Raw genomic sequence first — 18603 nt, forward strand, 5'->3', positions numbered from 1 at the left:
TCGACAAAATTTGTGAAAGAATACGAAATTTCTCCTTATATACAAATGAATCTGTTGCATAAATACATATGGGCATTATAATATTGAAAGTAGGATAAGAAAAAAGGGAGCGATAGAACCGTGTCAACAACTTGGATTATTTTATTAGCCGTAATCGTAGCGTTCATCGGTTACACTGTATGGATGTATTTCTATCAGAAAAAATTAATTAAAACTCTTACAGAAGAAGAATTTCGCGCTGGCTACCGTAAAGCACAGCTTATCGATATTCGCGAAGCAGACGAATATAACGCAGGGCACATTTTAGGTGCACGTAACATTCCGTTATCACAAATTCGCCTTCGTCATAAAGAACTTCGCCAAGATCAACCTGTTTACTTATACTGCCAAAGCGGATTCCGTACAGGCCGTGCAGCTCAATACTTAAAAAAACAAGGTTACAAAGATTTCTACCAATTACAAGGTGGATTTAAATCTTGGACAGGTAAAATTAAAAAGAAATAACATACAAAAACTAGCTGCATGCTGCAGTTAGTTTTTTATTTCATATTGTTTGCAATGTAATATAGATTCTTTTTTATTACATCTGCATCGTTCTCTTCTACATTACGATATAATAACTGATATTCAATCCCCTTTTCTTTCCATAGAAGCGTAGCAAATTCCTCTCCTCTCTCGAAGTCATCTTTATTTTTAAAATAAGCAGACGCTCCATTATTCAATTTCATTTGTTCTTGAAATCGCTTTTCTTCTACAAAATCCGGAAAACTGTAAGGGAAATTTGCAACAGTTAGCTCAATATACTCATGTCTACCTTGCTCCTGTTGTTTATATTTAATCGTTAAGACAGCATTCTTCTTTTCAATCGTTCTTACTTCCCCCAACACATCACTCGTAATGTCATACGGTAAAAAGGTAGGAACTTTAAATTTCGCCGGAAAATATTTTGGAAGTTCTTTTAACGGAATCGGATCCGTAACGCGATCTGTAGCCCCACCTGTTGTTCCCACAAATGTTTTTTCTTCTTGCATCGTTTGCTGAAATGAACATGAGCTAAGTAATACACTAGAAAACACGAAACAAATGATTCCTTTTTTCAATTTGTTTCCGCCCTTTCATACCGCCCTCTTAACGAACAAAGCGTTTATATGTTGTTCATATTCGCTTGAATGCCACACTCCACCTTTGAAAACTTTCCTCGTTATTCTCACACATTTTGACAAAACTGCTTTCAAACAAACAGAAAGACTTCGCTATTCTTACGCCCAAACGAAATGGTTACGCGAATAATAGAAGTCCTATTTATAACATAGATTGTGAAAAGCTTTTCAGGTCAAGATTTTTTCATTCTACTTATTTTCCCTTTATAATAAGTAAAGAGGTGATGCATATGGCCAATATAAAACAAATCGCTAAAATTGCTGGTGTATCTATATCAACCGTTTCCCGTGTCTTAAATAATCACCCTTACGTAAAAGAAGACAAACGGAAACGAGTTCTAGAGGCGGTTGAAGAATTAAACTACGCAAAAAATATAAATGCTATTCATTTAATAAAGGGGAAAACATATACAATCGGGGTTATGCTCCCTTTCATTAATGTCCCTTACTTCAGTACCATTATTGAAGGAATCGGAAACGAAGCGTTAGCAGCTGGATATCACATTAATTTATGCCAAACAAATTACGATAGAATTGAAGAAATTCGTGTTCTTGAAATGATGAAAATGAAACAATTTGACGGGATGATTATTTGTTCTCGAACGAGTTCATGGGAACAAATCGAACCTTTCGCAAAATTCGCCCCTATTATTTCATGTGAAAAAATGAACCACCCCCTCATTTCATCTGTCTACGTAGATCATTATGAAGGATTCCGGCTCGGTACTGCATATTTACTAAGTAAAGGCCATGAAAAAATCGGAATTTGTTTAGCAAGAAAAACGAGTGTAAATTCTATGGAACGTGAAAAAGCGTTTGCTGATACACTTCATAACGAAGGTCAAACGTTACATCCTGAATGGATTTTTCATCAATGCTATACAATGCAGGACGGAGCACAAATACTCCACCGTATTTTACATATGAAAAATCGTCCAACTGCTATTTTCACAGCGAATGACCAAGTAGCTGCCGGTTTATTAACAGAGGCAAAGAAACGTGGTGTTCGCGTCCCTGAAGATCTCGCTATTTTAGGATTCGATAACCATGAAATTTCAAAGGCGTTAGAAATTTCGACTATTGAACACCCTGGTCTTACGATGGGATCACGTGCTTTTACCTTATTCCATAAACAGATGCAGGACGAACAAATAACTGGGAACTCAGAAGAACTTCCATTCCATTTAATTGAGCGAAAAACAGTCTGAAAAGGAGCGTTAACTATAGCACTCTTTTTCAGCTTTTCACCTATTGACTTTGTGTTTTTTATCTCATATAATAAACCTAACGAACGGTAGGTAGGGGATGAAAATGACAGCAAATCGCATTAAAGCTGTAGCACTTTCTCATTTCGCACGCTACGGCTATGAAGGAACTTCATTGGCAAATATTGCCCAAGAAGTTGGGATTAAAAAACCATCGATTTACGCACACTTTAAAGGAAAAGAAGAGCTATATTTCATATGCTTAGAATCTGCTCTTCAAAAAGATTTGCAGAGCTTCACAGGCGATATCGAAAGCTTTTCCAATTCGTCCACTGAAGAATTGCTATTAAAATTATTAAAAGGCTACGCAAAACGATTTGGTGAAAGTGAAGAATCAATGTTTTGGTTACGAACTTCTTATTTTCCGCCTGATGCATTTCGCGAACAAATTATTAATAAAGCAAATGTACACATTGAAAACGTCGGAAAACTTTTATTCCCGGTATTTAAAAGAGCAAGCGAACAAGATGAACTGCATAACATTGAAGTAAAAGACGCCTTAGAGGCTTTTCTATGCTTACTCGACGGTCTTATGGTTGAACTACTATACGCAGGTTTGAATCGTTTTGAGACACGTTTAGACGCTTCTTGGAAAGTATTTTGGCGCGGACTTTCAAACTGACGGATTGCTCCTTTGCAATGCGTCGTTTTTAAGCCCTTTACCTAACGACTGGTAGGAAGGAGAAATGACATATGGCATGGATTTATGTAATCATCGCTGGTATTATTGAAATCTTTTGGGTGATTGGACTAAAAAAAGCGGAGGCACCACTTGAGTGGGCTGGTGTTGCTCTATTAATTACAATTAGTTTCGTCTTATTATTTAGAGCTTATAAAGATTTACCTGTCGGCACTGTATACGCAGTCTTCACAGGAATCGGAGCTGGCGGAATCGTTCTTACAGAAATTTTCATCTTCGGAGAACCTTTCTCTATCGTAAAAGTTTTATTAATCGGTTTAATCTTCTTCGGAGTAATTGGTTTAAAACGAGTAACAGAAGAAAAAGAAGCAAAGGAGGCCGCATAAAATGGCTTGGGTATTTTTAATTCTAGCTGGTATTTGTGAAATTATTGGTGTACTCTTTATGAAAGTAGCCACTGAAAAGAAAGGCTGGGCACCAAAAGTTATTTTAATCGCTAACTTCGGCGTAAGCTTCTTCTTCTTATCCCTTGCGATGGACACATTACCGATGGGAACTGCTTACGCGATTTGGACTGGAATCGGAACTGCCGGAAGTGCACTTCTAGGCATTCTTATTTTCCGAGAATCAGCGGATTGGCGTCGTCTTGCCTTCTTAAGCTGCATTCTATGCGGCGCTGTTGGCTTAAAACTATTAAGCTAACGCGAGGTGAATGTCATGTGGAAAGAAAAAGGAAAACAAATGTTAGCATGGATCACACTCGTGATCGCCATTCTACTGCAAGTAAGTTTTCATATAATAGAATGGTTGTTTCATAAAATATTATCCATTCTTACATTCCTTCCGAACATGACACTTGAAATTTTATCTATCGTTTGGTCAATTATTGCCTCCATTGCAATCGTAATTATATGGAGTATCGCCAAGCTATATAATAAGTTATTTAAAAAGGACAGTTACTCTGAAAAAGAGTAACTGTCCTTTTTTATATTGATTCAGACTTTCTATAGAAGTTTGATGTGATAAGACAAAGCAGACCAACTACGACAACACTCATACCAATTCCTTTATGCAAACTAGGAAATAGCATTGGTATATCCGAATAAAAGTTTGCTAATATGCAACCAATTGAAACTAAAAGTATTCCTATTCTATATAACCATTTTCTTTTGTTCATCATTCTCCCTCCTAAAATTTTTCATACACTCCTTCCTTTTGGACATACTACCTAAAAAAGGAGTGGATCCTATGCAAAATTCTATACATAAACAGATCCTATTTTTATTTTTCCTCTTTCTCATTCTCATTATCGTTTTCAGCTTTATATTACATACTCCAAAAGATGTTGTACCGAATAGCCTCTCTGTTTATAAACTCTTACTCTCATATTGTCGATATTGAAAAAGGTGCCTTTTATGAGGCACCTTTTAAAATTCTCTCTTCTCATACAATTTCATTGAAACGAAGGCAGATACTATGAACATGCATATTGAACTAACGAATAATAAGCCGTTATATAGTTGGATTTGTTCCAGGTTGATTTCAAAGAACATAGTACAAATGGCTGTCGGTGCTATTAGTATGAAAAGCGTAATAAAAATAGCTTTTTTATATGCTAGCCAAAATGATATCGGTAAAACAAAGCTTAAATATATTAAAATAAAGCTAATACTAGCAATTATTGTCGTTTCAATAAATTCAAATAGGTTAACCCCATTCTTCATCCCCATCGTGAAACAACCGACCATTACACTTATAAAAAGAATAATAATTGCTACTATATATTTCGCATACACAATTTGTTTTCTCAATATTGGTAAACTATTTACTATAACTTCACTCTCATTTTTACTATCTGCTTCAAATGTTTTTACTGTTGCCCCAATTGTAATAATTACTGACATAATTATGAACAGATTTTTCGTATCTGTTAAGGCTATATAAAAGAAAATGGGATACAGTATGTACCAAATTAAAAATTTCCATTGAATGATGAAATCTTTTAAAATTAATTGCTTGATCATGTATTACACCTCCTAATATGAAAATGCTTCTTCTATAACTCTGCTTCCTGAAACATTTTCATTGAGAGAAACATTGATATGACTATACTTACTAACACTCCGATGCCAAGAATACCCATTGCTAGTGTAGCCTCCTCAGAGTGAAGTACTTTTAACATAATTGTTTTATCACCAAAAACATTACACATAAGACCAATCATACCTATTAAAGGAAAAATCATAATAACATTCAAGACAGTAGTAGCTTTATTTCCTCCGATGTAATTAGTAGGTATCATTATCACACAATAAATCAAAGTTGCTACTATTGATGAAAACATTGCATATCCAGGAATAACTATATCTCTGTCTAACAAAATATTTCCTAATATTACGACTATAAAAGTTGTACTCAAACCGACTATAATAAATAATGTAGTTGAAATATATTTAGCTATAACTATCTCTTTTCTCGTTATAGGCAAACTCACTAATACTTTTTCTGCTTTACTTTTTTCTTCATAATAAAAAGAAATATATATAATCATACTGCATGTCATAAATAATCCTATTGCAATCCCCATCGGTTCTACAGAATTCCTAAAAATCGATAAAACAGGTATTAAAAAATAGAACGGAATCATCTTCTTTTGTAAGAAAAACTCCTTCAAAATTAACTGTTGCATACAAATTCCCCTCTCTATAAATCACGCGATCCATAAAATTTAATTGTTAGAAACATAGAAGCGATATATACACTAGCTAATATAATTCCTCCAACTATAAATAAGCTAAGATTTGATGGATTCATAATCCACTCAATGAATGAAGGTACTGTTGCGTTCAGTCCATCCCCTATAAATATCCATGCAATTCCAGCTACTGCCATCGATGCTCCTGACAAGATACTTCTTGCTACCTTTGATTTGGTTCCGTAATAACTAGGAAAAAACGCTGCAACAAAAACCAAAGCGTAAACAGCTCCATTTACTACTCCATACCACGGAATTTCAATATACAAATTAGGATGGTATGCACCGATATCATCAATAACAGCGACACCTCTTATAAGAAAAACAACTACCATAGTTGAGACTATCCCACCTACAATAAATATTGCACAGGAAATATATCTAGCAATTATGATATCCTTTCGACTTAACGGTAAACTATTTATTACAATGTCACTTTTATTCCTTTCATCCATATAGATTAGCGTCATAACGGAGGAAAGGGTTATAAATAGACAACTCATCGGAAATAACAATTCACTCCCGGGCTCAAGTAAAAAGAACATAAGGGGCATAATAAGATTCACTAACCAAGTTACCCGAAAAAAGAACAAATCTTTATAGATGAGCTGACGCATAGGCACCTCTCCCTTTCGCAGTGTAAACGATAATATCATCTAATGTAGGCTTTTCTAGTCCAACCTCATTTCCAAACCAATCGATAATTACTTGTTTATCCTTCGCTAAACCTTCAAAACCAAATTTATTTTTTCGTAATCCAACAAATAGCTCTTTTCCTTCTCGATCCAATAAATCATTACTTCCCTTTACGATTACGTAGCTCTCCATTAATTCATCTTTCTCACCAGTAAATATAATTTCCCCATCGTTGATAAAAGTAATATAATCTGCGATGCGCTCTAAGTCTGTTGTAATGTGCGTTGAGAATAATACAGATACTTCATCTTCCATTACAATTTCTTGCAATATATCAAGCAATTCACTTCGAACAACTGGGTCCAATCCTGCTGTTGGTTCATCCATAATAATAAACTCTGCATGATGCGAAAGCGCGATGGCAATCGCAAATTTCATTTTCATCCCTTTAGATAACTCTTTAATTTTTTTATACTTTGGAACTTGTAATCTCTCCATATACGATTGATACTGACATTCGTCCCACTTTTTATATAGCGGTGCAATAATACGCTTCATTTGTTCACACGTTAAATCTTCGTAGTAATGATTTTCATCATATACAAAGCCAATATTTTGTTTTATTTCCTTTTCTGCTTTCTTATTGTCCTTGCCAAAAATTTGTATATCGCCGCTCTCTTTTCTAATTAAATTCATAATCATTTTGATCGTCGTACTTTTCCCAGCACCATTCGGTCCGACAAATCCCATAATATATCCACGTGGCAGCGTAAAACTTATATTTTCCACTGAGAAATCTTGATAATTTTTACAAACGTTTTTTAGCTCTAACATTCCTTATTCCCCCTCATATAAACACGCAATCATCTGCTGTAAATCTTCAAGTGAAAGCTGCAACACTTTACTTTCTCTCACAATTTCTTCAGCCTTACTTTCCAATAAACGTAAGCGCTGTTCTTTTAATAGTTCATTGTTTTTACGTGAAACATAAGTCCCCTTCCCAGCAACAGTTTCTATATATCCTTCTTTTTCAAGTTCCTCGTACGCACGCTTCGTTGTAATTACACTAATTTGTAATTCCTTCGCTAAGCTACGAATAGACGGCAGTTGGTCTCCCCCCTTTAAACCACCATTTAAAATAAGCTGGCTTAATTGTTTCCTTATTTGTACATAAATAGGGTCTTGGGAAGAATTCGAAATAATAATATTCATGTTTTCCTCCAGTGTGTATATACTGTATATATCTTATATATACAGTATATACACACCATCCTATTTTTGGCAAGAAAAAAAGACCAACATTTTCCTGTTGGTCTTTCGTATATGTATCACTTTTCAAAGCGATCTAACATTTCGTCTCTCATTCCGAAACTAACAACCGCAATTCCTACATACATAAACAGAAGGAATGCCGGATGAACTGTATTGTACCAGCTGCTATCAACAATTAAATAAATTGTTAACGCCACAACAAGAACAAACGCTAAAATAAACATATAAAAGTGTCTTGTACTACCCATGATAAACTCCTCTCTACTCTCTGCACCATTCAACAGTATATTTTATCGAATAATTCGATATGACTCAAGGTTAACTTTCTGTTATGTAATCAAGTTCTACCTTTACAATGTCCTCACATGCTATTGAAATGATTGTTCCTTGTTTATCAATCGCCGTCACTTCTCTATTATCCATCACACGATGTGCTACTCTTTCTAACACTTTTCCTTGGTCTCGATAGCAAAATTCTTTTACATCTTTAATTGTTTCTCCATTTTCTAAATGGTATACCATTCTATAACATCGATATCCCACACTTTCACCCCCGCCTTGCTCGTTTTTTCACATATACATAAAAATGAGTAATTTTTGCCTCATCACATCTTCTTAATTTCAATAAAATTCTAACAAAAATAAATACTTTTATCAAACCGACTTTTTCAACAAAACTACCTATAAAACTACATCTTTACACAATTATGAAACAAAAAATATAAAGTTTTAACATTTTCTTCACTATTTCTGCATAAAGTGAAACTTTAATCAGTGGGGATTTTTGTTCATCCCCACTGATTATTAGCCTTCACCAATCGGGTATTTACGGACAGTTTATCTCCCACCTGGCTTCTTTGCACCAGCTAAGTTTTGAGTTGGGAGTTTTACTGTCCACAAATAGCAGGACAAATTCTCCAAACAAAAAAAGAACCCGCATATAGCGAGTTCTTTTTTTATTCTAATCAAACTTGTACAGGAGCAAGCTTTTCATAACGTAAAACAGGTTTACGAGCAGCCATCGTTTCGTCTAAACGTTTAATAACTGTAGTGTGTGGTGCTTCTTGTACAACTTCTGGATTTTCTTCTACTTCTTTAGCAATTTGAATCATCTTATCAATGAAACCATCTAACGTTTCTTTTGATTCTGTTTCTGTCGGTTCAATCATAATACATTCTTCCACATTTAATGGGAAGTAAATTGTTGGTGGGTGGTAACCGAAATCAAGCAGACGTTTTGCAATATCTAATGTACGTACACCAAGTTTCTTTTGACGACGACCTGATAATACAAATTCATGCTTACAATGTCTATCGAACGGAAGATCATAGAACGGCGCTAATCTTCTCATCATATAATTCGCATTTAATACAGCATACTCAGTTACTGCACGTAGTCCATCTGGACCCATAGAACGAATGTATGTGTATGCACGAACGTTAATACCGAAGTTACCATAGAATGGTTTCACACGCCCAATTGCTTCTGGACGATCGTAATTGAAGTGGTAGCCATTTTCCGTTTTCTCTAAAATTGGTTTTGGTAAGTACGGAATTAAATCAGCTTTCACACCTACTGGACCAGAACCTGGACCACCGCCGCCATGCGGACCTGTAAATGTTTTATGAAGGTTTAAATGCACAACGTCAAATCCCATATCTCCTGGGCGCGCTTGGCTTAATACCGCATTTAAATTTGCACCATCATAGTATAATTTACCGCCTGCATTATGGACGATTTCAGCCATTTCTAAAATATTTTCTTCGAATAGACCTAATGTATTTGGATTTGTTAACATAAGTGCTGCTGTTTCTTCGTTTACAACACGTTTTAAATCTTCTAAGTCAACAAGACCATGTTCATTCGATTTTACTGTAATTGTTTCAAAACCAGCTACAGTTGCAGATGCTGGATTCGTTCCGTGAGCAGAGTCAGGAACAATTACTTTCGTACGGTTAAAGTCACCATTTGCTTCATGGTAGGCACGAATTAACATTAAACCTGTCCATTCTCCGTGTGCACCTGCTGCTGGTTGTAATGTAACAGTATCCATACCTGTAATTTCAATTAAATGCTCTTGTAAGTCGTACATTAATTCCATTGCACCTTGTACTGTCTTTTCATCTTGAAGTGGATGAATATTTGCAAATCCTGCAAAACGAGCTACATTCTCATTAATTTTCGGATTATATTTCATCGTACAAGATCCAAGTGGATAGAATCCAGAATCCACGCCGTGGTTACGGTTTGAAAGTGCTGTATAGTGGCGCATAATGTCAAGTTCAGATACTTCTGGTAGCTCTGCATCTTCTACTCGAATATAATCGCTCTCAAATACATCTTCTAGTTTCACTTCTTCTACGTCTAATTTGGGTAAGCTATATCCTACGCGTCCTTCTTTAGTCACTTCAAAAATAAGTGCTTGGTCTTGGTTCTTCATTGGATAGCCCCCATTTCGTTTACAAGTGTGTCAATTTCCTCTTTTGTACGAAGCTCAGTTACTGCTAACAGCATATGATTTTCTAATTCTTTATAATCACGGCCTAGATCATAACCACCGATAATATTCTTTTGTAGTAATGCGTCGTTTACTTCTTTCACTGGACGTTTGCAATCTACAACGAATTCATTGAAGAATGGTCCAGCAAATGTAGCTGTGAAGCCTTTCGCTTCGAATTGACGTTTTGCATATTGTGCTTTAGAAATATTTTGACGTGCCATTTCTTTCACACCTTGTTTTCCAAGTGCCGTCATTGCAACAGAAGCTGCTAATGCATTTAACGCTTGGTTTGAACAAATGTTAGATGTCGCTTTGTCACGACGAATATGCTGTTCACGTGCTTGTAGCGTTAATACAAATCCACGTTTACCATCTGAATCTACCGTTTGTCCGACAAGACGTCCTGGAATTTTACGCATAAATGCTTTCGTTGTTGCAAAGTAACCACAGTGTGGTCCACCAAACTGTGTTGGAATACCGAATGGTTGTGCATCACCGATTACAATGTCAGCACCGAATTTCCCTGGTGGTGTTAATGCGCCTAATGATAACGGATTTGAAGAAACGATAAATAATGATTTTTGTTGATGAACGATTTTTTCAATATCAGCTAACTTTTCAACTTGTCCGAAGAAGTTTGGATATTGAACGATTACACAAGCAACTGTATCGTCTACTTCGCTTTGTAATACGTCTAAATCTGTTACACCATCTTTATGATTAATTTCAACAACTTCTAGATGTTGACCTTTTGCATAAGTTTCAAGTACTGCTCTTGATTCTGGGTGCACTGCACTAGATACAAGAATTTTCTTTTTACGAGTATGGCCAGCCGCTAACATTGCCGCTTCAGCTAAAGCTGTACCTCCGTCATACATAGAAGAGTTTGCTACATCCATTCCTGTTAATTCACAAATCATTGTTTGGAATTCAAAGATTGCTTGTAATTCCCCTTGTGAAATTTCTGGTTGGTATGGCGTGTAAGCTGTATAAAACTCTGAACGAGAAATAACATGATCAACAATTACTGGAGCATAATGATCGTATACACCTGCCCCTAAGAAAGAAGCATATTCTTTTAAATTAGCATTTTTACCAGCCATTTGAGATAACTCTTTTAAAAGCTCTGGCTCTGATTTTGCTTCTTTAATTTTTAAATCCCCTTTAAAACGAACACTCTCTGGAATATCAGCGAATAATTCGTCGATCGTTTGAACGCCGATCGTTTGTAACATTTCTTTTTTGTCTTCTTCTGTCATTGGAAGATAACGATGCAACATGAAATCTACCCCTCTCCCCGTTACTTTGAACGTTTATAAAATGGTGTTGGAACAACTACTGCTTTGACGCGTTTATTACGAATTTCAATTTCTACTTCTGTATCAACTGCTGCGTATTTTACATCAATTAGTGCTAAACCAATGCTTTTCTTTAACGTTGGAGATTGTGTACCACTCGTTACTTCCCCGATTTTTTCTTCTCCTACAAATACAGGGTAATGTGTACGAGGAATACCGCGTTCGATTACTTCGATGCCGACTAATTTACGAGATGCACCGTTTTCTTTTTGCTCTTTTAACGTTTCTTTTCCAAAGAAGTCTGCTTCTTTGTTTGGCTTTACCGCAAAGCCAATTCCTGCTTCAATCGGTGTAATATCTTTTGATAATTCTTGTCCGTATAACGGAAGTGTTGCTTCAAAGCGAAGTGTATCACGAGCACCTAAACCACATGCCTTTAAACCCTCTTCTGCTCCAACTTCAAGAAGTTTCTCCCAAAGTTTTGCAGCATCTTCACTCTTACAGTAAATTTCGAATCCGTCTTCACCTGTGTAACCTGTACGAGATACAAGTGCAGGAATTCCATCTACAAGAATATCGTTTTTAAATTTAAAGAACTTAATTTCTTTCAAATCTTCTGACACAACTTTTTGTAAAATGCCTTCTGCTTTTGGTCCTTGAATTGCAAGCTGCGCAACTTCACTAGAAACATTGACTACTTTCGCATCGCCAATTACATGACTTGCTAACCATTCGTAATCTTTCTCGATATTTGATGCATTGATTACTAATAAATAGTCTTCTTCACCACGTTTGTAAATTAATAAATCATCTACTGTACCACCATTTTCGTAGCACATAGCTGTATATTGTGCGCCTCCTACCTTTAAGGTAGATACGTCATTTGTAACAACACGTTGTAAAAATGCTAAACTATCTACACCTTTTACCTCAACTTCTCCCATATGAGACACATCGAACAAACCTGCCGCTGTACGTACAGCTTCGTGTTCTTCTTTAATGCTTGAAAATTGAACTGGTAATTCCCAGCCACCAAAGTCGATTGTTTTCCCACCATACTTCGCGTATACATCAAATAACGGTGTACGTTGTAATGTAATCATGCTCTTTCCCCCTTATGCTCTGACAAATCAATAAAAGTTGCTTCCCATATCTAAACATTTTCATTCTGAAAAGATAGGATATACGGAATCTCACTATATTTTTTTATGAAAGCGTAAATAAAAAAGTACTTTCTTGGATAAAATACGAAAGATTCCACACATTTCACACCATTATCCTAACATCATTCGCTATATTTCATCAATATTCTAGCATAAAAAATAATTTAGAATTTTTCATTCTTAATCTTATTAAATACAACTTTTGGGATTTAATGCTTATGATTGTCTATCATATAGCCTTTAATAACGATAACAAAGCCTTCTTTCAAGGCGAATCATTATACATGTAAAAAATAATTACTTTAACTTATAAAAGGTGGGAGAGTCGTAATGAATGTTGATATTTCCGTAGATCGGACGTGGCAAAACAATTTTTTAAATAGAATTGAAGAAGATGGTCCTTGGACAAACTGGGATTTATACCATTTAGCTTATGAAACAGAAAAATCGTTACTTGTTCCTACTTTCGATGGACTACAAGCACCGAAGCACTTATCCCATTTCACACCGCTTCCTCATCAATTAGAAGTCGCTCAAAATGTTATTGAACAAATGAACGGTAAAGCGATACTAGCCGACGAAGTAGGGCTTGGAAAAACAATTGAAGCTGGACTTATTTTAAAAGAATATATGGTGCGTGGGCTTGTGAAAAAGGTACTCATACTCGTCCCAGCCTCTCTCGTGTCACAATGGGCATACGAACTAAATACAAAGTTTTTCATTCCAGCTGTAGCTCAAAAGAAAAGCTACTCGTGGGAGCAAGCTGACGTAATCGTATCATCAATTGATACTGCAAAACGTTCACCACATCGCGATATCGTTTTGAACTTAGAATATGATCTTATTATTATCGATGAAGCACATAAACTAAAAAATAATAAAACAAAAAACTATGAATTTGCACAGCGATTAAAAAAGAAGTTTTGTTTATTACTAACAGCTACTCCTGTTCAAAACAAGATTGATGAAATTTTCAACCTTGTTTCTTTATTAAAGCCCGGACATTTAGGCAATCAATCCAACTTTGAAGAATACTACGCTTCAAAAAATCGTTCAGCCGAATCAGATGAAGACTTAAAAGCTCTCATTAACAAAGTAATGGTCCGAAATAGACGTCATAATACCGGAATTGATTGGCCGAAGAGGCATGTACGTACAATTTTTGTGGAGTTTAATAAAGAAGAGCAAGCTTTGTATAATGATATTGAAAATTGGCGAGGACAAGATGCCTTCACATCTGCTTTCTCATCGTTAACTTTAAAACGGGAAGCGTGTAGTAGTCGTGAGGCTGTTTACTATTCATTAAAAAAACATGTAGAAAAACGACAGAAGGAAAATGAACATTACATAAAAGACCCGCATATTGATGTGCTAATGGACAAAATTAATCATATTCCTTTTAACTCAAAAGCGAATAAAGCTCTAGAGCTTATAAAAGAAATTGACGATAAGGTCATCATCTTCACGGAATACAGAGCTTCGCAAATGTACTTACAATGGTTTTTACAACAACATGGTATCTCTTCCGTACCATTCCGCGGTGGGTTTAAACGTGGGAAGAAAGATTGGATGAAGGAACTTTTCCAAAACCGTGCTCAAGTATTAATCGCAACGGAAGCTGGCGGTGAAGGAATTAACTTACAGTTTTGTAGCCATATGATCAATTACGATTTGCCATGGAACCCAATGCGCCTTGAACAAAGAATCGGACGTATTCACCGTCTCGGTCAAAAAAATGATGTTCATATTTATAATTTAGCTACAAAGCATACTGTTGAAGAACACATTTTGAAACTGTTATATGAAAAAATAAATTTATTTGAGCGTGTTATCGGTGAACTCGATGAAATTTTAACAAGAATTAATATGAAAAACATCGATGCGCATATTCAAGAAATTTTTGCTCAATCAAAAAGCGAAGGAGAAATTCGAATTAAGATGGAAAACTTAACATCTATTATCGACTTTGCGAAGCGAAATGAAGCTGAGGTGCAAGGCTATGCAGCAACATGAAATCCATAATTACTTAAACAATTTCTTTGAGGCGAATAACTGCGAAATTTTAGGACGTTCCCCTCACCTATTAGATGTGCAGTTAACAATTGAGATGGATAAATTATTAATGAACCGCCCTTTCTATTGGCACTATCTTGAAAAAACAGGAGGCGTACCGAATCCGATGCGCCTTACTCTTATTACAAATCCAGAAAATGAAGAAAACGATGGCGAACTTATTCACTACGGTTCACCACGACTACATCAAATTTTCCAGACAACGAAAGAATTAGGCTCTTACATACGTTTATATGAGGAAGTAAAGCATAACGGTGCAACGCATACACCGCTCCATCCTTGGCTCGGTGTAAATATAAAAGTGTCTTATCAATGTGATCGAAAAAAAGACATCCTTCATTCCATTGGTATTCATCTCATCTCTGGAACAATGATGGCAAATTTTCATGAAACATTAACTAGCATTAAACTTACACCGAAAATACCTGACTTTTGTTTTACGCTCTCTCCTATCATTAAGCCTCAAAGCGGCTTACAACGTATAGAGGACGCTTTAAAAAATATAATTGCAGAAGATGATCATGCGTGGGCGAAAGAAGCGAGGGTACGTTGGAATCATGATTTAGATCTTTTAAATCGTTTTTATGAAGATAGTGATGAACTTCCTGAAAGCTATGAAATTGAAAAACAAGCCTTGCAAGAACAATATGAACCACGTATTACAGTGCAAATTATTAACGGTGGCCTCTTTTATGTTACCGCTAATCATTTTCTATCTTAAAAAAGCTCCTTCCGTTTTTAGAAGGAGCTTTCTTTTTAGTTATTTTCTATCCTACTCGCTATCGTCACTACGCTCTTGCTGTTTTTTCTGTGCCATACGTTTCTGCTGTGCACGATCCTTTGCGCTCACATGATTTGCATCAGTTGGAAGGTTTTCTTTCGAACGTCCAATTCCATTGCTCATCTTTCCCACTCCTTTTTACGTTTTTCAAAACACATGTTTATTTTCAGCTAGAGTTACAATCCTTATACAAAAAAATAAGAGCAGCCATTGGCTACTCTTTACTCACTCACATATTTTTGAAACATATCATGGATGCCTTTATTTACGAGGTTCGAGATCTGTTCGTCAGATTTATTCGGATAACGATCGCGCAATCTGATAGATGCCTTCACCATTAAATTTTCTAATACAGAACGGCCACCTTCTCCATAAATAATTTCAGCATACTTAACAAGCCTTCCATCCTCTACTGTTGCTGGGTTATGATTGAAGAAAAATTTACTCATTATTTCCACCTCTCTCTTTGATAACGTTTACATTTATATATTTTATTTATGTTATTTATTTCACAATATTGTATGCACGTATATTTAATTAGTTTCATTATAAAGCAACATATCGATAGTACATATGTGATTTTCCGTCCATTTTGTGAACAAACCAAAAATGAAAGCGTTTCCTTTATTATATACTAAAAAAACTTACTACGCTAGGGGCAATTTTTTCAATCTACTAATCCCTCAAAAATTGATATATTTTTTCTTTTCCAATCAAACCTTATACAATTTTCAGAAATTATATTATAAAATATATGTATGACTTAAGGAGGATTTGTATGAATCAAAATAAAAAAGCTATATTAGATCTTGTCTTTTATCTCGTAATCCCATTCCTCATTTGGAAATTTGCAAAACCTTATATTGATCCTTATTACGCGATGTTAATTTCCTCTGTTCCGGGGATTATTTATACACTGTATACCTTTAAAAAAGAAAAGCAGTTTAACGTGACAGGATTCTTTATTTTAATTACACTCATTTCTAATACGACGGTAGATTTATTATCTGGATCAGCTGAACGAATGTTGTGGAACGATGCGTATTATCACATCGTACTCGGTATTATCGTCATATGTACAATTTTTATAAAAAAACCACTTATGTTATATTTCGCAGCAGATATTGCAGCACTACAAGGGCATGACCGTGATAAAAGTCGTGAACTGTATCGTGATGGTCGTATATATCCAGCACTACAATATTTAACGCTATTTTTTGGGCTTCAATTTATATTAAAAAGCTTTTTAAAAATTTATTTCATCTCCGTTTTCGGTGTAGATGGCTACGGTGAAATGAGAGCGATTATGACTGCTGTCGGCTGGGGCATTTCAATTTGTATCGGAATAGGGTTCGTATGGGTGAACAATAAAATACATGCGGTTACTGAAGAAAAAGAATCCGTACAGTAAATGAAAATTCCCTAGTATATAACGCTACTAGGGGATTTTCATTTTGCTAGACATATGACTAAAAGTTAACTTGATTTTTTCCTTTTATTTTTTACGTTTCGATAAAATAAAGCTGCACTAAGCGGCATAACACCAAACCATTTATTTAAAAATGGCTCTTTTTCAGAGCGGCGTTGTTCTTTCTTTTGTTTACGATCTTCTTTTGGTGCATCCATATATGACACAAACTGCTGCGTCACAAAGCGAACATAATCATTAGTAGACATATTATCATCACCTCTACTTGATTAGTATGTCCACTTTTTTATTCATTAATCTTTTCCTTTAATTCATTCATAATTTGCTTTACTGACTTATTTGTCGTGTCGATATGAATATGTGCCTCTTCATAATACGCTCGGCGCGATTCGAATTTCGTTACAAATGCCTCTATATCTTTCTTCTGAAATAGTGGACGTGTCGTATCTTCACGAAGCCTTTCTGCAATTACATGCGGATCACAATATAAATACACGACAGTCCCGTTCTCTTTCATCCACTTTCGATTTTCCACTCGCTCAATAATCCCTCCACCAGTTGTAATGATTGCATTATGAACTGGTAGTGAACGTAACATCTCACTTTCATATTCTCGAAAAGTTATTTCGCCTTCTTCTGCAAAAATATTTCGAATTGCCTTCTCTTGCTTCTCTTCGATTTTTTGATCTGTATCTACAACATCCATTTGCAGTTCTTTACTTAACGCTTTTCCAATTGTTGTTTTCCCAGCTCCCATATAGCCGGTTATGTATATAGATTTCATTTTCTGTCCTCTCAATCGTCATGTATTAATTGTTATTATAACGAAAGATGCTACTTTGTTTAATAAAAAACGTTTTGTTCTTCTTATACTAAGAAGAACAAAACGTAACATACTCGCTTTTACCTATAAGTACCTCTTCTCACCCACTGCGTTGCAATCCATTTCTCGCCTTTCGTTACAGGTGCCCCTCCGTGTAACGTAAGCTCATTTAGTGATTGATCTTGATAAAAATACTCAAAGTATACTGCCATTCCCTTTCTAGGGTGTACAGAAAGATTTAATTTCGGGAAGAACGTTTCTCCGCCTTCTTCTACATCATTTAAGTACATTACAAGCGTGCTAATACGATTATTAGCAGCTGATCTACTATGTTCCGCAAAATAATCATAGTGCGCTTTATATTGTTGATCCACTTCATAATTTAAAATGTGCAATCCTTCTCCATGCGTCACCGGAACATTCATGATAGATGAAATACGTTTTTCAATCTTCGAAGTAAGTTCATTCTCTTCCAAAAATGCGCCGCTACTTGTTCGGATATCATTTACATCACGTGCTGAACCAATTGTAGAACGTTTTATTTTATTTTTAGACATTTCAATTAATTCGTTGCATTCTTCGTCACTTATTACATTTCCTAATACGACGATAAGAGGTTCTTCGAATTTCGAAATAATTTGTATTTCCCTATCTTCTGTCATAATCGTATTTCCTTTATGATCAAAAATAGTTGGTTCTTTATTTTCACCTATTTGATTGTTATTTGTCATTTCCCTATTCTCCCTAAAAAAAAATGATTGGATAGCATGAATATATCATATTCTTTCTACCTTTCTCTTTTTTGAG

The 18603-nt window shown here is 35.4% G+C and carries 27 protein-coding genes; 10 read left to right on the top strand and 17 right to left on the bottom strand.

The features are described from left to right. Window positions 1–120 precede the first annotated feature (120 nt). Window positions 121–504, top strand: a complete 384-nt coding sequence (locus tag ACS2MN_RS14655; RefSeq protein ID WP_000108653.1) for a rhodanese-like domain-containing protein — start codon at window positions 121–123, stop codon at window positions 502–504. Between the two features lie 35 nt (window positions 505–539). Here ACS2MN_RS14655 and ACS2MN_RS14660 read toward each other — a convergent pair whose 3' ends face one another. Continuing rightward, window positions 540–1076, bottom strand: coding sequence for a hypothetical protein (locus ACS2MN_RS14660; protein ID WP_002048959.1), 537 nt, complete (start codon window positions 1074–1076; stop codon window positions 540–542). A gap of 314 nt (window positions 1077–1390) precedes the next feature. Here ACS2MN_RS14660 and ACS2MN_RS14665 point away from each other — a divergent pair, with 314 nt between their 5' ends. From ACS2MN_RS14665 to ACS2MN_RS14685, 5 genes are all read left to right on the top strand, one after another. Then, window positions 1391–2368 carry a LacI family DNA-binding transcriptional regulator gene (locus ACS2MN_RS14665; RefSeq protein ID WP_098805654.1) on the top strand — a complete coding sequence of 326 codons (978 nt, stop codon included), beginning with the start codon at window positions 1391–1393 and terminating at the stop codon, window positions 2366–2368. A 97-nt stretch (window positions 2369–2465) separates the two neighbouring features. Continuing rightward, window positions 2466–3047, top strand: a complete 582-nt coding sequence (locus ACS2MN_RS14670) for a TetR/AcrR family transcriptional regulator (protein WP_002005730.1) — start codon at window positions 2466–2468, stop codon at window positions 3045–3047. Window positions 3048–3118: 71 nt separating this feature from the next. After that, complete coding sequence (locus ACS2MN_RS14675) at window positions 3119–3451, top strand: DMT family transporter (RefSeq protein ID WP_000312339.1); 333 nt, start codon at window positions 3119–3121, stop codon at window positions 3449–3451. A 1-nt stretch (window position 3452) separates the two neighbouring features. Then, a complete protein-coding gene (locus tag ACS2MN_RS14680; RefSeq protein ID WP_000312621.1) occupies window positions 3453–3767 on the top strand; it encodes a DMT family transporter in 315 nt (104 codons plus the stop codon). Between the two features lie 15 nt (window positions 3768–3782). Beyond that, window positions 3783–4040, top strand: coding sequence for a DUF3975 family protein (locus ACS2MN_RS14685; RefSeq protein WP_000265397.1), 258 nt, complete (start codon window positions 3783–3785; stop codon window positions 4038–4040). A gap of 10 nt (window positions 4041–4050) precedes the next feature. On the opposite strand, the gene ACS2MN_RS14690 is transcribed toward ACS2MN_RS14685, so the two are convergent. From ACS2MN_RS14690 to gcvT, 11 genes are all read right to left on the bottom strand, one after another. Then, window positions 4051–4242, bottom strand: coding sequence for a hypothetical protein (locus ACS2MN_RS14690; protein WP_001042435.1), 192 nt, complete (start codon window positions 4240–4242; stop codon window positions 4051–4053). Window positions 4243–4492: 250 nt separating this feature from the next. Continuing rightward, window positions 4493–5089: an ABC-2 transporter permease gene (locus ACS2MN_RS14695; protein ID WP_142344978.1), complete on the bottom strand. Its 597-nt coding sequence runs from the start codon at window positions 5087–5089 to the stop codon at window positions 4493–4495. A gap of 32 nt (window positions 5090–5121) precedes the next feature. Further along, complete coding sequence (locus ACS2MN_RS14700) at window positions 5122–5754, bottom strand: ABC-2 transporter permease (protein ID WP_098805655.1); 633 nt, start codon at window positions 5752–5754, stop codon at window positions 5122–5124. A gap of 14 nt (window positions 5755–5768) precedes the next feature. Then, on the bottom strand, window positions 5769–6437 hold the full coding sequence (locus ACS2MN_RS14705; RefSeq protein WP_098805656.1) for an ABC-2 transporter permease: 669 nt from the start codon (window positions 6435–6437) through the stop codon (window positions 5769–5771). Beyond that, window positions 6418–7290, bottom strand: a complete 873-nt coding sequence (locus ACS2MN_RS14710; protein ID WP_098805657.1) for an ABC transporter ATP-binding protein — start codon at window positions 7288–7290, stop codon at window positions 6418–6420. The genes ACS2MN_RS14705 and ACS2MN_RS14710 overlap by 20 nt, the downstream gene beginning before the upstream one ends. Window positions 7291–7293: 3 nt before the next feature. Continuing rightward, window positions 7294–7668: a GntR family transcriptional regulator gene (locus ACS2MN_RS14715; protein WP_001021357.1), complete on the bottom strand. Its 375-nt coding sequence runs from the start codon at window positions 7666–7668 to the stop codon at window positions 7294–7296. 116 nt (window positions 7669–7784) lie between these two features. Continuing rightward, window positions 7785–7976 (bottom strand): hypothetical protein, encoded by a 192-nt coding sequence (locus ACS2MN_RS14720; protein ID WP_000535934.1) that lies wholly within the window; start codon window positions 7974–7976, stop codon window positions 7785–7787. 70 nt (window positions 7977–8046) lie between these two features. After that, the gene (locus ACS2MN_RS14725) at window positions 8047–8250 is read right to left on the bottom strand and encodes a DUF3929 family protein (protein WP_000262495.1); all 204 of its coding nucleotides are present in this window, start codon (window positions 8248–8250) and stop codon (window positions 8047–8049) included. Between the two features lie 443 nt (window positions 8251–8693). After that, window positions 8694–10169 carry an aminomethyl-transferring glycine dehydrogenase subunit 2 gene (gcvPB, locus tag ACS2MN_RS14730; protein ID WP_000795710.1) on the bottom strand — a complete coding sequence of 492 codons (1476 nt, stop codon included), beginning with the start codon at window positions 10167–10169 and terminating at the stop codon, window positions 8694–8696. Further along, a complete protein-coding gene (gene gcvPA, locus ACS2MN_RS14735) occupies window positions 10166–11509 on the bottom strand; it encodes an aminomethyl-transferring glycine dehydrogenase subunit 1 (protein WP_346994716.1) in 1344 nt (447 codons plus the stop codon). The genes gcvPB and gcvPA overlap by 4 nt, the downstream gene beginning before the upstream one ends. Window positions 11510–11529: 20 nt before the next feature. Continuing rightward, window positions 11530–12630, bottom strand: coding sequence for a glycine cleavage system aminomethyltransferase GcvT (gcvT, locus tag ACS2MN_RS14740; RefSeq protein ID WP_000631761.1), 1101 nt, complete (start codon window positions 12628–12630; stop codon window positions 11530–11532). 390 nt (window positions 12631–13020) lie between these two features. Between gcvT and ACS2MN_RS14745 the strand changes: the two genes are divergently transcribed. Continuing rightward, window positions 13021–14703: a DEAD/DEAH box helicase gene (locus ACS2MN_RS14745; RefSeq protein WP_087949274.1), complete on the top strand. Its 1683-nt coding sequence runs from the start codon at window positions 13021–13023 to the stop codon at window positions 14701–14703. Next, the gene (locus tag ACS2MN_RS14750; protein WP_001183955.1) at window positions 14690–15484 is read left to right on the top strand and encodes a YqhG family protein; all 795 of its coding nucleotides are present in this window, start codon (window positions 14690–14692) and stop codon (window positions 15482–15484) included. The genes ACS2MN_RS14745 and ACS2MN_RS14750 overlap by 14 nt, the downstream gene beginning before the upstream one ends. Window positions 15485–15535: 51 nt before the next feature. Here ACS2MN_RS14750 and ACS2MN_RS14755 read toward each other — a convergent pair whose 3' ends face one another. Both ACS2MN_RS14755 and ACS2MN_RS14760 read right to left on the bottom strand, forming a co-directional pair. After that, complete coding sequence (locus tag ACS2MN_RS14755) at window positions 15536–15667, bottom strand: hypothetical protein (RefSeq protein ID WP_000064664.1); 132 nt, start codon at window positions 15665–15667, stop codon at window positions 15536–15538. Window positions 15668–15765: 98 nt separating this feature from the next. Then, the gene (locus ACS2MN_RS14760; RefSeq protein ID WP_000032702.1) at window positions 15766–15993 is read right to left on the bottom strand and encodes a hypothetical protein; all 228 of its coding nucleotides are present in this window, start codon (window positions 15991–15993) and stop codon (window positions 15766–15768) included. A gap of 72 nt (window positions 15994–16065) precedes the next feature. On the opposite strand from ACS2MN_RS14760, the gene ACS2MN_RS14765 reads away from it, so the two are divergent. Both ACS2MN_RS14765 and ACS2MN_RS14770 read left to right on the top strand, forming a co-directional pair. Next, the gene (locus ACS2MN_RS14765; protein ID WP_073990725.1) at window positions 16066–16182 is read left to right on the top strand and encodes a GTP pyrophosphokinase; all 117 of its coding nucleotides are present in this window, start codon (window positions 16066–16068) and stop codon (window positions 16180–16182) included. A 140-nt stretch (window positions 16183–16322) separates the two neighbouring features. Then, window positions 16323–16955: a VC0807 family protein gene (locus tag ACS2MN_RS14770; protein WP_001073099.1), complete on the top strand. Its 633-nt coding sequence runs from the start codon at window positions 16323–16325 to the stop codon at window positions 16953–16955. A 65-nt stretch (window positions 16956–17020) separates the two neighbouring features. Here ACS2MN_RS14770 and ACS2MN_RS14775 read toward each other — a convergent pair whose 3' ends face one another. The 3 genes from ACS2MN_RS14775 to ACS2MN_RS14785 all read right to left on the bottom strand — a co-directional run bounded on the left by ACS2MN_RS14775 (window position 17021) and on the right by ACS2MN_RS14785 (window position 18527). Next, entirely contained in the window at window positions 17021–17221 is a 201-nt protein-coding gene (locus ACS2MN_RS14775) for a YqzE family protein (RefSeq protein ID WP_000106086.1), read from the bottom strand. 38 nt (window positions 17222–17259) lie between these two features. Then, complete coding sequence (locus ACS2MN_RS14780; protein WP_000836652.1) at window positions 17260–17757, bottom strand: shikimate kinase; 498 nt, start codon at window positions 17755–17757, stop codon at window positions 17260–17262. Window positions 17758–17876: 119 nt separating this feature from the next. Beyond that, complete coding sequence (locus ACS2MN_RS14785) at window positions 17877–18527, bottom strand: 2OG-Fe(II) oxygenase (RefSeq protein ID WP_098806571.1); 651 nt, start codon at window positions 18525–18527, stop codon at window positions 17877–17879. Window positions 18528–18603: the final 76 nt, after the last annotated feature.

The organism is Bacillus cereus group sp. BceL062, from assembly GCF_051780025.1.
GTDB classification, from domain to species: domain Bacteria; phylum Bacillota; class Bacilli; order Bacillales; family Bacillaceae_G; genus Bacillus_A; species Bacillus_A toyonensis.